12 protein-coding genes and 1 tRNA gene are annotated in these 12,503 nt (G+C 72.1%); 10 read left to right on the forward strand and 3 right to left on the reverse strand.

Going from position 1 to position 12,503, the window contains the following annotated elements; genetic code table 11:
* Positions 1-24: 24 nt before the first annotated feature.
* From A5705_RS00855 to A5705_RS00865, 3 genes are all read left to right on the forward strand, one after another.
* Positions 25-119: transfer RNA gene (locus A5705_RS00855), tRNA-Sec, on the forward strand.
* An 18-nt stretch (positions 120-137) separates the two neighbouring features.
* On the forward strand, positions 138-1,430 hold the full coding sequence (gene selA / locus A5705_RS00860; RefSeq protein ID WP_068274600.1) for an L-seryl-tRNA(Sec) selenium transferase: 1,293 nt from the start codon (positions 138-140) through the stop codon (positions 1,428-1,430).
* Positions 1,418-3,112 (forward strand): selenocysteine-specific translation elongation factor, encoded by a 1,695-nt coding sequence (locus A5705_RS00865; protein WP_068274603.1) that lies wholly within the window; start codon positions 1,418-1,420, stop codon positions 3,110-3,112. The genes selA and A5705_RS00865 overlap by 13 nt, the downstream gene beginning before the upstream one ends.
* A gap of 21 nt (positions 3,113-3,133) precedes the next feature.
* Here the strand turns inward: A5705_RS00865 and A5705_RS00870 are convergent, their stop codons facing one another.
* Positions 3,134-3,598, reverse strand: a complete 465-nt coding sequence (locus tag A5705_RS00870; RefSeq protein WP_068274606.1) for a GatB/YqeY domain-containing protein — start codon at positions 3,596-3,598, stop codon at positions 3,134-3,136.
* Between A5705_RS00870 and A5705_RS00875 the strand changes: the two genes are divergently transcribed.
* From A5705_RS00875 to A5705_RS00895, 5 genes are read left to right on the forward strand one after another with little or no spacing between them, the layout of a single operon-like run.
* On the forward strand, positions 3,597-4,952 hold the full coding sequence (locus A5705_RS00875; RefSeq protein ID WP_197517008.1) for a hypothetical protein: 1,356 nt from the start codon (positions 3,597-3,599) through the stop codon (positions 4,950-4,952). The genes A5705_RS00870 and A5705_RS00875 overlap by 2 nt on opposite strands.
* A gap of 13 nt (positions 4,953-4,965) precedes the next feature.
* Positions 4,966-5,619, forward strand: coding sequence for a DUF4129 domain-containing protein (locus A5705_RS00880; protein ID WP_068274609.1), 654 nt, complete (start codon positions 4,966-4,968; stop codon positions 5,617-5,619).
* Positions 5,601-6,773, forward strand: coding sequence for a DUF4350 domain-containing protein (locus A5705_RS00885; RefSeq protein WP_067881715.1), 1,173 nt, complete (start codon positions 5,601-5,603; stop codon positions 6,771-6,773). Before A5705_RS00880 ends, A5705_RS00885 begins: the two co-directional genes overlap by 19 nt.
* Positions 6,770-7,840, forward strand: a complete 1,071-nt coding sequence (locus A5705_RS00890) for a MoxR family ATPase (RefSeq protein WP_156762987.1) — start codon at positions 6,770-6,772, stop codon at positions 7,838-7,840. Before A5705_RS00885 ends, A5705_RS00890 begins: the two co-directional genes overlap by 4 nt.
* The gene (locus tag A5705_RS00895) at positions 7,841-9,163 is read left to right on the forward strand and encodes a DUF58 domain-containing protein (protein WP_067881718.1); all 1,323 of its coding nucleotides are present in this window, start codon (positions 7,841-7,843) and stop codon (positions 9,161-9,163) included.
* A 16-nt stretch (positions 9,164-9,179) separates the two neighbouring features.
* On the opposite strand, the gene A5705_RS00900 is transcribed toward A5705_RS00895, so the two are convergent.
* Positions 9,180-10,172, reverse strand: a complete 993-nt coding sequence (locus tag A5705_RS00900; protein WP_068274612.1) for a stage II sporulation protein M — start codon at positions 10,170-10,172, stop codon at positions 9,180-9,182.
* Positions 10,173-10,208: 36 nt separating this feature from the next.
* On the opposite strand from A5705_RS00900, the gene A5705_RS00905 reads away from it, so the two are divergent.
* Positions 10,209-11,090 carry an RDD family protein gene (locus tag A5705_RS00905; RefSeq protein ID WP_068274615.1) on the forward strand — a complete coding sequence of 294 codons (882 nt, stop codon included), beginning with the start codon at positions 10,209-10,211 and terminating at the stop codon, positions 11,088-11,090.
* 22 nt (positions 11,091-11,112) lie between these two features.
* On the opposite strand, the gene A5705_RS00910 is transcribed toward A5705_RS00905, so the two are convergent.
* The gene (locus A5705_RS00910) at positions 11,113-11,502 is read right to left on the reverse strand and encodes a hypothetical protein (RefSeq protein ID WP_067881732.1); all 390 of its coding nucleotides are present in this window, start codon (positions 11,500-11,502) and stop codon (positions 11,113-11,115) included.
* A 206-nt stretch (positions 11,503-11,708) separates the two neighbouring features.
* On the opposite strand from A5705_RS00910, the gene A5705_RS00915 reads away from it, so the two are divergent.
* A complete protein-coding gene (locus A5705_RS00915; protein WP_068274618.1) occupies positions 11,709-12,422 on the forward strand; it encodes a PadR family transcriptional regulator in 714 nt (237 codons plus the stop codon).
* The last annotated feature ends 81 nt before the right edge of the window (positions 12,423-12,503 follow it).

The following is a 12,503-nucleotide window of genomic DNA, read 5'->3' on the forward strand; positions in this document are numbered from 1 at the left end:
TCCATAATTGTCTGCGTGGCTCGAGGAGGTGTGCCCGGTCTGGTGACCGGCGCGGTCTTCAAAACTGTCGAGCGGCAGTCGCTGCCGTTGGCGGGTTCGATTCCCGTCCGCCTCCGCCATCCTCCAGCGGACCCGACATGACCGACCCGCGCCGGCGGGTGCCCCGCACCGATACGCTGCTCGCCGATCCGCGGCTGGCCGAGGCCGAGCGGGTGCTGGGCCGTGCGCTGGTGAAGTCGGTGATCGCCGACGCCCAGCAGCGGGCGCGCGCCGGCGAGATCGACCCCGAGCGGGTCGCCGAATGCGCCGTCGCCGCGCTTCCCGCCACCGCGTCGAGCCTGCGGCCCGTCCTCAACGCCACCGGTGTGGTGGTGCACACCAACCTGGGCCGGGCGCCGCTGTCGCGGGCGGCCGTCGACGCGGTGGTCGCCGCCGCGGGAACCACCGACGTCGAGCTGGACCTGGCGACGGGGCGACGCGGCCGCCGGGGCCGGGCCGCGCTGGCCGCGCTGGCCCGGGCGGTGCCGACGGCCGGTGGCGTGCACGTCGTCAACAACAACGCCGCGGCGCTGCTGCTGACGGCCCTCACGCTGGCCGGGGGCCCGTCGGGGGGCAAGGAGATCGTGCTCAGCCGCGGCGAGCTGGTCGAGATCGGCGACGGGTTCCGCATCCCCGAGCTGCTGGCCTCGACCGGAGCGCGGCTGCGCGAGGTCGGCACCACCAACCGCACCAGCCTGCGCGACTACGCGGAGGCGATCGGGCCGGAGACCGGTTTCGTGCTCAAGGTGCACCCGTCGAACTTCCACGTCACCGGGTTCACCTCGGCGGCGAGCGTGGCCGAGTTGGCGGGCCTGGGCGTGCCGCTGGTCGTCGACATCGGCTCCGGGCTGCTGGCCCCGCATCCCGCGCTGCCCGACGAACCGGACGCGACGTCGACGCTGGCCGACGGCGCGGACCTGGTGACCGCGAGCGGCGACAAACTGCTGGGCGGCCCCCAGGCCGGCCTGCTGCTCGGCCGTGCCGAACTCATCGAGCGGCTGCGCCGCCACCCGTCGGCGCGCGCCCTGCGCGTGGACAAACTGACCCTGGCCGCGCTGGAGGCGACCCTCACCGGGCCGCCGCCGCCCGTGCAGCAGGCGCTGGCCGCGGACGCGGCACGGCTGCGGGCCCGCGCCGAATCTCTTGCCGCCCAGTTGCCCGGGGCGGTGGCGGTGGAATGCGTTGCGGCCGTGGGCGGCGGCGGGGCGCCGGGCGTCGAGCTGCCCAGCGCGGCCGTCAGCCTGCCCGAGTCCTACGCCGCGGCGCTGCGCGCCGGCACCCCGCCGGTCGTCGGGCGCATCGAGTCCGGCCGGTGCCTGCTGGACCTGCGCACCGTGGCGCCGGAGGACGACGCGCTGCTGGCGGCGGCGGTGCTGGCATGTTCGTCCTAGCCACCGCCGGGCACGTCGACCACGGCAAGTCGACCCTGCTGCACCGGCTCACCGGCATGTGGCCGGACCGGCTGGCCGAGGAGCAGCGCCGCGGCCTGACCATCGACCTCGGCTTCGCCTGGACCGAGCTCGCCGGCCGGCAGCTGGCATTCGTCGACGTACCGGGCCACGAGCGGTTCGTGGCCAACATGCTGGCCGGATTGGGGCCGGTTCCGGCGGTCGTGTTCGTCGTCGCGGCCACCGAGGGTTGGATGCCACAGTCGGAGGAGCATCTCGCCGCGCTGGACGCCCTCGGGGTGCGCCATGGGCTCGTCGTCATCAGCAAGGCCGACCTCGCCGACCCGGGCCCGGCCGTCGCTCAGGTGTCCGAGCGCCTGGCCGCCACCTCGCTGGCCGGGGCCCCCGTCGTGCCCGGCACCGACCTGGTCGGGGTGCGCGCCGAATTGCTGGCGCTGACCGACCGGCTCCCGCCCCCGGATCCCGGCGCCGACGTCCGGCTGTGGGTCGACCGTTGTTTCACCGTCCGGGGTTCGGGCACGGTCGTGACCGGCACGCTGGCCGCGGGCACGGTCCGGGTGGGCGACGAACTGGAGGTCGCCGGTCGGCGCGTCACCGTCCGCGGGTTGCAATCGCTGGGCCGCGACCAGCCCGCCGTCGGCGCGGTGGCCCGGGTCGCGCTCAACCTGCGCGGCGTGGACCGCCACGACGTCGCCCGTGGCGATGCCGTTCGGGCGCCGGGCGTCTGGCTGGACACCGCGGAGATCGACGTCGCCCTGCGGTCGGCGGACGCTTTGCACCGCCAGCTCGTCCTGCACATCGGATCCGCCGCCGTTCCGGTGCAGGTCCGTCGACTGGGAGCGGGTGCGGCCCGGCTGCGGCTGGCGAGGCCACTGCCGCTGCGGGTTTCGGACGTCGGGTTGCTGCGCGATCCCGGGGAGCACCGGATCGCGGCGGGCATCGAAGTGCTCGACGTCCGCCCGCCGGGGCTGCGCCGCCGGGGCGCGGCCCGCGACCGCGCGACGGAACTGGCCACCGGCCGCGCCCGTCCGCCCGACTGCGCGCGGGCGGTCGAACTGCGCGCCATGGGCCTACCGCTTGCCGGGCTTCGGGTGGGTGACTGGGTGGTGGACCCGCAGTGGTGGGCCGCGCGCCGCGACTTCGCGACCGCGGCGGTGCGGCGCTGGGCCGACGAGCACGACGTCGCGGCGGGGATGCCGCTGGAGGCGCTGCGCCAGCGCGCCGGGCTGCCCGCCGCGGAACTCGTGGCGCCGCTGCTCGACGGCACCGGGCTACAGGTGGCCGACGGGTTGGTCCGCGCGCCGGGCGCCGGCCTCCCGCCCCGCGTCGACAAGGCAGTGCGCGCGATCGAGGAGTGGCTGGCCGCCGAGCCCTTCCGCGCACCCGAGGCCGACGAACTGGCCGACCTCAAGCTCGGCCCGCGCGAGCTGGCCGCGGCGGTCCGAGCCGGGCGGCTGACCCGGGTCGCCGACGGCATCGTGCTCGGGCCCGACGCGTTCGATCGCGCCGCCGGGATCCTCGCTCAGCTGGTGCAGCCGTTCACCGTGAGCGAGGCGCGCCGCGCGCTGGGCACTACCCGGCGGGTCGCCGTGCCGTTGCTCGAGCAGCTCGACGCGCGACGGGTGACGCGGCGCGGGGGCGACGGCACCCGCACGGTCGTCTGATCACTCGGCCAGCGGGCCGCGCTACAGCCGCTCCCTGACCGCTGCCGACAACCGCGCGCCGTCGGCCTTTCCGGCCGCGATCGCGGTGGCCGCCTTCATCACCAGTCCCATCTGCTTCGTCCCCGGCCGCTCGCCGATCTCCTCGGCGACCTGTGCGATCGCGGTGTCGGCGACGTCGGCGAGCTCGGCCTCGGTGAGCGGCGTGGGCAGGTACTCGTCGATGATCCGCGCCTCGGCGTGCTCGTTCGCCGCAAGCTCACCGCGACCGTTTTGGGTGTAGATCTCGGCCGCCTCGCCGCGCTTCCGCGATTCCCTGGCCAGCACCTTGAGGACTTCGTCGTCGGAGAGCTCGCGGGCCTGCTTGCCGGAGACCTCCTCGGTCTGGATCGCGGCCAGCAGCATGCGCAGGGTTGCCGTTCGCAACTTGTCCTGCGCCTTCATCGCCTGGGTCAGGTCGGTCCGCAGCCGGGATTTGAGTTCCGCCATGCCTGGGACCCTACGCGCCGGCGCGTCGGTCAAGATTGTGAAATGCCCGGACCGCCGACAGGATGGAGCCCATGACCAACGACGCGCCCGGCCGCAGGGCAGATTTCAGGCCTGGTTTCAAAGGCCGCCGCCCACGGTGAACGCGTCGCCGCCTGGTTATCCGGTTGTTCCCCCGCCCGGGGCGTACGCGCCGCCCGGCTACGGCCCGCCACCGGGCTACGGTCCACCACCCGGCTACGGCCCGCCACCCGGCTACGGCCCGACATACGGCTACGGTCCACCACCGGGATACGGGCCGGCACCGGGATACGGCCCGGCATACGGATACGGTCCGGCGCCGGGGTACGCGCCGCCATACAGTCCGCCGCAATTCGCTCCCGGCGCGATCAAACCCGGAATCATCCCGCTGCGCCCCCTGACGCTCAGCGACATCTTCAACGGCGCGGTCGGCTACGTCCGCGCCAACCCCAAGGCGACGCTGGGGCTGACCGCGATGGTGGTCGTGGTCATGCAGCTGATCTCGCTGGTCGCCACGTTCGGCCCGTTGGCCGCGTACGGCCGGATCACGATCGCGCGCTCGAACGAGCTGAGCGGCGGGATCGTGGGCGCCTGGATGGCGTCGATGGCCGCCGGGATGCTGGTCACCTGGCTGGGCGGCATGCTGCTGTCCGGCATGCTGACCGTCATCGTGGGGCGCGCGGTGTTCGGCTCCCCGATCACCATCGGCGAGACCTGGGCCAAGATCCGGGGCCGGCTGTTGCCGCTGCTCGGGCTGGCGCTGCTCGAAGCCGCCGTGGTGGCGGCGCTTTTCGGGCTGGTGGCGGTGGTGATCGCGCTGTTGGCCGTGGCCGGCGGCCCGGGGCCGGCGGTGCTGTTGGGCCTGCCGATGGTGCTCGTGACGATCGCTTTGCTGGTCTACCTCTACACCGTGGTGTTGTTCGCGCCCGTACTGATCGTCCTCGAAAGGCTGCCCGTCTTCGAGGCGATCGCCAGATCGTTCGCGCTGGTCCGCAACGGCTTCTGGCGGGTGCTGGGGATCCGGACGCTGACCTTCATCGTGGCGTCCTTCATCGGCAACGCCGTCGCGGCACCGTTCAGCATCGGCGGCGAGATCCTGGTGGCGACCATGACCCCGTCCACCGGAGCGTTCCTGCTGAGCACCGCGATCGCGTCCGTGGGTTCGGCGATCGGCCAAATCATCACCGCGCCGTTCAACGCCGGTGTCATCGTGCTGCTCTACACCGACCGCCGCATGCGGGCCGAGGCGTTCGACCTGGTGCTGCAGAGCGGGGCCGCCGGCGGGCCTCCCACGGCCGAGTCCACCGACAACCTCTGGCTGACCCGGCCGGTTTAGGGACCCACGAACCGTGCCTTCGATCGACATCGACCGCGATGCGGCCCATCAGGCCGCGCAGATCGAACTTAACAAGCCGATCTATTCCAAGGACTCCGCGGCCCGCCAATTCGCCGAGTGGGTCAACGAGCAGCTGTACCGGCTCCTCGAGAAGACCGCGAAGATACCGGGCGGATGGTTCACCACCACCGTGCTCCTGGTCCTGATGGCCGTCGCGGTGGTGGTCGCCATCCACGTCGCACGACGCACCATGCGGACCAACCGCGGCGGCGACTACCGGTTGTTCGAGGCCGCCCAGCTCACCGCCGCCCAGCATCGCGCCACCGCCGAAAGCTTTGCGGCAGAGGGCAACTGGTCGGCCGCGATTCGGCACCGGCTGCGCGCCGTCGCGCGTCAGCTCGAGGAGAGCGGCGTCCTGGAACCGGCCCTGGGCCGCACCGCCAACGAGCTGGCCCGGGACGCCGGCGCCGCGCTCCCCCACCTGTCGAGCGAATTATCCGAGGCCGCAACGGCTTTCAATGACGTGACCTACGGTGAGCGGCCCGGCACCGAGGCCGCTTACCGGATGATCGCGGCCCTCGACGACCACCTGCGGTCACGCGGGCCGGCCGCCCCCGCGACGGCGGGGCAGCCCGCGGCGACCGAAGCATGGGCCCAGGTCCGGTGACGGCAAGCATCGGGACCCCTCGGGCAGCCGGGACCGGGTCGGCGGCGCGGCGGTGGCGGCCGTGGGCCGGGGTGCTTCTCACCATTGTGGTGCTGGCGGTCATCGCCGGCGTGGGCGCCTACCTCAGCGCACCGCGGCCCGGGGCCCGGATGGATGCGGAATCGACCTCCCCCGACGGGGCGCACGCGCTGGTGACGCTGCTGCGCGACGGCGGGGTCGAGGTGGTGGTCGCCGGCACCGTCGGCGACGTCGAGCAAGCGGCCCGGCCCGGCACGCAAATCCTGGTGGCGCAGAGCCAGTTCCTCACCGACCCCGCGCTGCTGGACCGGCTGGCGAAGGTCCCCGGTGATCTGCTGCTGGTGGAACCGACGGCGCGAACCCGCGAAGCGCTGATGCCGGGGGTGCGAATGGCGGTGGGCAGCATCTCCTTTGACAGCAACCCGAATTGCACTCTGCGCGAGGCGAATCGCGCCGGATCGGTTCGGTTCGGGCCGAGCGACACCTATAAGGCCACCGATGCGCGGACGATGACCAGCTGCTACGACGGGGTGCTGATCCGGTATCGCGAGAACGGGCGGACCGTCACGGCGGTCGGCAACACCGACTTCATGACCAACGGGAGCCTGTTGCAGTCCGGCAACGCCGCCCTGGCGATGAACCTCGCGGGCGACCGGCCCCGCCTCATCTGGTACGCACCCCACCGCGTTGAGGGCGAAACAGCGTCGCCCTCATCAGTTTTCGACTTGATCCCGGAGAACGTCATTTGGATCGTCTGGCAGCTGTGCCTGGTCGTGCTGCTGGTCGCATTGTGGAAGGGCCGGCGGCCCGGCCCGCTGGTGGCCGAGGAATTGCCCGTGGTGGTCCGCGCGTCGGAGACCGTCGAGGGCCGCGCCCGGCTCTACCGGTCCCGGCGGGCACGGGATCGCGCCGCCGCGGCTTTGCGCACCGCCACCGTGCAGCGGCTGCTGCCCCGCCTGGGCCTGGGCCCGGGTGCGCCCGCGCCGGTGGTGGTGACCACCGTGGCCCAACGCTGCGGCGCCGACGCGGGATTCGTCTCCTACCACCTGTTCGGGCCGCCGCCGGCCACCGACCACGACCTGTTACACCTTGCCCGTGTGCTCGACGACATCGAAAGGCAGGTCACACACACGTGACGCAACCATCTCCCGCCCAGACGCCTGATCCTGAGTCGTCCGGCTCTCCCCCGCAAGCGGGTGGGGTCCCCGCACCGCAGGGGAGTAACCCCCCTTCGGGGCCGCATCGTTCCGGGACCGAAGCCGATTCGGCGCGCGAGGCGCTGCTGGCGTTGCGAACCGAGCTGGCCAAGGCCGTCGTCGGGCAGGAGGGCGTAGTCAGCGGCTTGGTGATCGCGCTGCTCTGCCGGGGCCACGTGCTGCTGGAAGGTGTTCCGGGAGTGGCGAAGACGCTGCTGGTGCGGTCGCTTGCGGCCGCCCTGCAACTGGAGTTCAAGCGGGTGCAGTTCACGCCCGACCTGATGCCCGGCGACGTGACGGGTTCGCTGGTCTATGACACCCGCACCGCCGCATTCGAATTCCGCCGCGGCCCGGTGTTCACCAACCTGCTGCTGGCCGACGAGATCAACCGCACCCCGCCCAAGACGCAGGCCGCGCTGCTCGAGGCGATGGAAGAGCGCCAGGTCAGCGTGGAAGGCGAGGCGAAGCCGCTGCCCGACCCGTTCATCGTCGCCGCGACGCAGAACCCGATCGAATACGAGGGCACCTATCAGCTGCCCGAAGCCCAATTGGATCGCTTTTTGCTCAAGCTGAACGTAACGCTGCCCGCGCGCGACGCGGAGATCGCCATCCTGGCCCGGCACGCGCACGGCTTCGATCCCCGCGACCTGTCGGCGATCAAGCCGGTGGCCGGGCCGTCCGAGCTGGCCGCCGGGCGGCACGCCGTGCAACAGGTCCTGGTCGCCGACGAGGTGCTGGGCTACATCGTCGACATCGTCGGGGCCACGCGCTCGTCCCCGGCGCTGCAGCTGGGGGTGTCACCGCGCGGGGCGACGGCGCTGCTGGGCACCGCCCGCTCCTGGGCGTGGCTGTCCGGCCGCAGCTACGTCACCCCCGACGACGTCAAGGCCATGGCCCGCCCGACGCTGCGGCATCGGGTGATGCTGCGCCCGGAGGCCGAGCTCGAAGGGGCCACGCCCGACGGCGTGCTCGACGGGATTCTGGCGTCGGTTCCGGTGCCGCGCTAGATGATCGTGACCGGACGTACCGGGTTGGTGGCGCTGATCTGCGTCCTGCCCATCGCGGCATCACCCTGGCCCGCAAGGGCTTTCGTGATTCTGCTCGCGGCCCTGGCGACGGTGGTCGTCGTCGACGCGGCGCTGGCGGCCAGCACCCGCGGGCTGCGCTACGTCCGTTCGCCGGACTGCTCGGCCCGCCTCGCCCAGCAGGTGGACGTCGACCTGGTGATTCACAACGACGGTCGCCGCCGGTTCCGCGGGCAGGTGCGCGACGCCTGGCCGCCCAGCGCGCGGGCCGAACCGCGCAGTCATTCCCTCAACGTCCCCGCCGGGGAACACCGGCGCGTGCAGACCCGGCTGCGACCGGTTCGCCGCGGCGATCAGCGCGCGGCCCGGGTCACCGCCCGATCGATCGGGCCGCTGGGCCTGGCCGGACGGCAGGGTTCGCAGTCGGTGCCCGGGCAGGTGCGGGTGCTGCCGCCGTTCTTGTCGCGCAAGCACCTGCCGTCGCGGCTGGCCAAACTGCGGGAGATCGACGGCCTCTTGCCCACCCTGATACGCGGTCAGGGAACCGAATTCGATTCCCTGCGCGAGTATGTCGTCGGCGACGACGTGCGCTCGATCGACTGGCGAGCGACCGCGCGGCGCGCAGACGTCGTCGTTCGCACCTGGCGGCCGGAACGCGACCGGCGCGTGGTCATCGTGCTCGACACCGGGCGCACGGCGGCGGGCCGCGTCGGGGTCGACCCGACGGCCACCGACCCGGCCGGCTGGCCCCGGCTGGACTGGGCGATGGACGCCGCGCTGCTGCTGGCGGCGCTCGCGTCGCGGGCCGGTGATCACGTCGACTTCCTCGCCCACGACCGGGTGAGCCGCGCCGGTGTGTTCGGCGCGTCGCGCACCGAACTGCTCGCCCAACTGGTCGATGCCATGGCCCCGCTGCAGCCGGCGCTGCTCGAACCCGATTGGCGGGCAATGGTTGCCGCCGTTCTGCGGCGCACCAGGCGCCGTTCGCTGGTGGTGCTGCTGACCGACCTCAACGCGACCGCCCTGGACGAGGGCCTGGTGCCGGTGCTGCCCCGGCTGTCGGCCAAACATCACGTGATGATCGCCGCCGTCGGCGATCCGCGCGTCGACCAGATGGCGGCGGGGCGCGCGGACGCGGCGGCCGTCTACGACGCGGCGGCCGCCGAACGCTCCCGCAACGATCGGCGCGCGATCGCGACGCGGCTGCGCCACGGCGGGGTGGACGTCGTCGACGCCCCGCCCACCGAGATCGCGCCCACCCTTGCCGACCACTACCTGGCGATGAAAGCCACCGGCCGGCTTTAGCTTTCGGTTGGGTTGGCTACCCGGTCGGCACGACGTCGGGCGCGTCTTCCACGTCGCCGGTCTCACCGGCCCGGGCCGCCCGGCGACCGAAATACACGATGTACGACAGGAATGCCGCCTCGGCGATGACGCCGACGCCCACCCGCACGAACGTCGGCAACGGGGACGGCGTCACCAACGCTTCGATCAACCCCGAGACCAGCAACACCACCGCCAGGCCGACGGCGACCGAGACCACGCCACGGCCCCGTTCGGCGAGCACCTGCCCGCGCGGCCGGTCCCCGGGCGAAATCACCGACCAGCCCAACCGCATCCCCGTTGCCCCCGCCAGGAATACCGCCGTCAGCTCCAGCAGTCCGTGCGGGGCCAACAGCCCCAACAGGATGCCGCCCTTGCCGGCCTGGAACATCAGCCCCGCGATCAGCCCCAGGTTGGCGGCGTTGTTGAACAGGATGAGCGGGATCGGCAGCCCCAACACGACCGACATCGCGATGCATTGCGCCGATACCCAGGAGTTGTTGGTCCACACCTGCAATGCGAACGCCGCGGCGGGGTGTTCGCTGTAATACGACGCCACATCGTGATTGACCAATTCGTCTATGTCGCTTGGTGTTCCGAGGGCGGACTGCACCTCCGGATTGACGGCCACCCAGATCGCGATGACCACCACGACTGCGAAGAAGGCCACCGCCGTGCCGGCCCACCACCGCCACGTCCGGTACGCGACCACCGGAAACGAGACCGTCCAAAACCGGGCGAACGTGCTGCTCAGCGGCGCGTGCGCGCCGGTCACCGCGGAGCGGGCGCGCGCGACCAGGCTGGAGAGCCGGCCGATCAGCAGCGAGTCCGACGATGCCGACCGCAGCATCGAGAGGTGCGTGGACACCCGCTGGTAGAGCTCGACGAGTTCGTCGACCTCGGCACCGGTCAGGGACCGCCGCCTCTTGACCAATTGGTCGAGCCGGTCCCACGTTCCGCGATGGGTCAGCACGAATGCGTCGACGTCCACCCTGCGCAGCCTAATCGGCCTGTACCGTTCGGTGTTATGTCGGAGGTGGTGACCGGGGACGCCGTGGTGCTCGATGTGCAGATCGCCCAGTTGCCGGTGCGGGCGGTGGGCGCACTGATCGACATCGCGGTGATCTTTGTCGGTTATCTGCTCGGCCTGATGTTGTGGGCGGCCACCCTCACCCAGTTCGACAGCGCGCTGAGCGCCGCCATCCTGCTCATCTTCACGGTGCTGGTGATCGTCGGGTATCCGTTGGTGTTCGAAACCGCCTCGCGGGGGCGCTCGGTCGGCAAGATGGTGATGGGCCTGCGAGTGGTGTCCGACGACGGAGGCCCGGAACGCTTCCGGCAGGCGCTGTTTCGCGCGCTGGCCTCGGTGGTCGAGATCTGGATGCTCGCGGGGAGTCCCGCCGTCATCTGCAGCATCTTGTCGCCGAAGGCAAAGCGCATCGGCGACATCTTCGCCGGCACGGTGGTGATCAGCGAACGCGGGCCGCGATCCGATCCACCGCCGGTGATGCCGCCGCCGCTGGCGTGGTGGGCTTCCTCGCTGCAGTTGTCCGGCCTGGACGCCGGCCGGGCGGAGGTTGCGCGCCAATTCCTTTCCCGCGCACCGCAACTCGACCGCCAGCTACGTCAACAGATGGCGTACCGAGTCGCGGGTGACGTCGTTTCGCGGATCGCTCCGCCACCGCCTCCCGGCGCCCCGCCGGAGCTGGTGCTCGCCGCCGTGCTCGCCGAGCGACATCGCCGTGAGCTGGCGCGGCTCCGCCCGGCAATGCCTCCCGCCGGACCCTGGCCGGCGCCGGGTCCGCCCCCTTGGCCGACCGCGCCACCGGCGCCCGCGCCGCCACACCAGCCGGAGGCGGCGCGCCCGCAGGCGGGACCGGCGACCGGCGGCTTTTCGCCGCCGGTCTGAGCCGTAGCGCGGCGAAGCCGGCCTAGCCAGAGACGGCCGCCGCCATCAGGGCGACGTCGAGGACCAACAGCGCCCAGCCGACCAGCGGAACCGCGATGCCGCCGCGACGCTTTGCGGTGAAGAACGAGACAACAAGAACGACGAAAGCCACCACGGGTGCGCCGTAGAACGCGACGCCGAAATCGATGCCGCCGCGACCCAGGTTGGGGCAATTGTGGTCGCTGCATCCGTCGGTGCTCATCACCGCGCCGAGCGCGAACAGCATGACGATGGCCGCGGCGGGCACCGTCGCGAGCGCCAACGCCCAGTTGACCCAGGGCCACGCGTTGCGGCCGCGGCCGGCGTCGCCCCGCGCGGGATCGGCCCCGCTCCGGGCTCCTGCGCCGACGGTCAGGTTGTTGTTTGCGTCCATCCCACAGTTCCTACCCGCGGTTCTGCGGATGCAAACCGCGCCGTAGCGGCCCGGCTAGATCGCCGTTAGGGCAGGTCAGCCCGCGGTAACCGGCGACTTTCGCGGCAGTCGGAATATCTTGTTGCATCGCGTTAGTTTACGATATATCGTGATAATCCGTAAGCGCACGACCGGTGCGTTTCCCCACTACGTAAGGACCACAAACAATGACCAACCCCTTCACTCCCCCCGAGGGACCATTCGCCGGCCGGCCCGGTTTCGGATTCGGTTTCGCCCCCGGCCCGGTGGACCGGCGCGCCCTGCACGACGCCCGGCGTCAGGCCCGCCGGGAATTCCGTGGACACCTCCGCGACCACGCCGGCGACCAGTTCGGCCCCGGCTTCGGCCCGGGATTCGGCCCGGGCTTCGGGCCGGGTTTCGGCCCCGGGTTCGGCTTCGGCCCGGGCGGCCGGCGCGGCGGGTGGCGTCGTGGCGGCCGCGGTCGCGGACGCCGCGGTGACGTGCGAGCGGCCATCCTGGCGCTGCTGACCGAGCGGCCGATGCACGGCTACGAAATGATCCAGCAGCTCGCCGAGCGCAGCAACGGCATCTGGCGGCCCAGCCCCGGGTCGGTGTACCCGACGCTGCAGTTGCTGGACGACGAAGGCCTCATCACCGCAAGCGAAACCGACGGCAGCAAAAAGCTTTTCACGCTGACCGACGAGGGCCGCGCGGCGGCCGAGAAGATCGAGACCCCACCGTGGGAGGAGATCGCCGAGGGCGCCGACCCCGGCCAGGTCAACCTGCGAGCGGCGATCGGCCAGTTGTTCGGCGCGGTCGCGCAATCCGCGCACACCGCCACCGCCGAGCAGCAGCAGCGCATCGTCGAGATCCTCAACAATGCCCGCCGCGAGGTCTACGGCATCCTGGGCGAGGACTGACGTCTATCGGCCGCGAGCGTGCGCGGAATGACGGCACGCACGGCGTGTCGCCGTGCAGACGCGCACGCTCGCGGCCAACAG

The organism is Mycobacterium sp. E787, from assembly GCF_001668725.1.
Classification (GTDB): Bacteria; Actinomycetota; Actinomycetes; order Mycobacteriales; family Mycobacteriaceae; genus Mycobacterium.

Coding starts and splice junctions, on each gene's coding strand:
- selA (WP_068274600.1), top strand. CDS start 138: ATGACCGACCCGCGCCGGCGGGTGCCCCGCACCGATACGCTGCTCGCC.
- A5705_RS00865 (WP_068274603.1), top strand. CDS start 1,418: ATGTTCGTCCTAGCCACCGCCGGGCACGTCGACCACGGCAAGTCGACC.
- A5705_RS00875 (WP_197517008.1), top strand. CDS start 3,597: ATGCCTGGGACCCTACGCGCCGGCGCGTCGGTCAAGATTGTGAAATGC.
- A5705_RS00870 (WP_068274606.1), bottom strand. CDS start 3,598: ATGGCGGAACTCAAATCCCGGCTGCGGACCGACCTGACCCAGGCGATG.
- A5705_RS00885 (WP_067881715.1), top strand. CDS start 5,601: ATGGGCCCAGGTCCGGTGACGGCAAGCATCGGGACCCCTCGGGCAGCC.
- A5705_RS00895 (WP_067881718.1), top strand. CDS start 7,841: ATGATCGTGACCGGACGTACCGGGTTGGTGGCGCTGATCTGCGTCCTG.
- A5705_RS00905 (WP_068274615.1), top strand. CDS start 10,209: ATGTCGGAGGTGGTGACCGGGGACGCCGTGGTGCTCGATGTGCAGATC.
- A5705_RS00910 (WP_067881732.1), bottom strand. CDS start 11,502: ATGGACGCAAACAACAACCTGACCGTCGGCGCAGGAGCCCGGAGCGGG.
- A5705_RS00915 (WP_068274618.1), top strand. CDS start 11,709: ATGACCAACCCCTTCACTCCCCCCGAGGGACCATTCGCCGGCCGGCCC.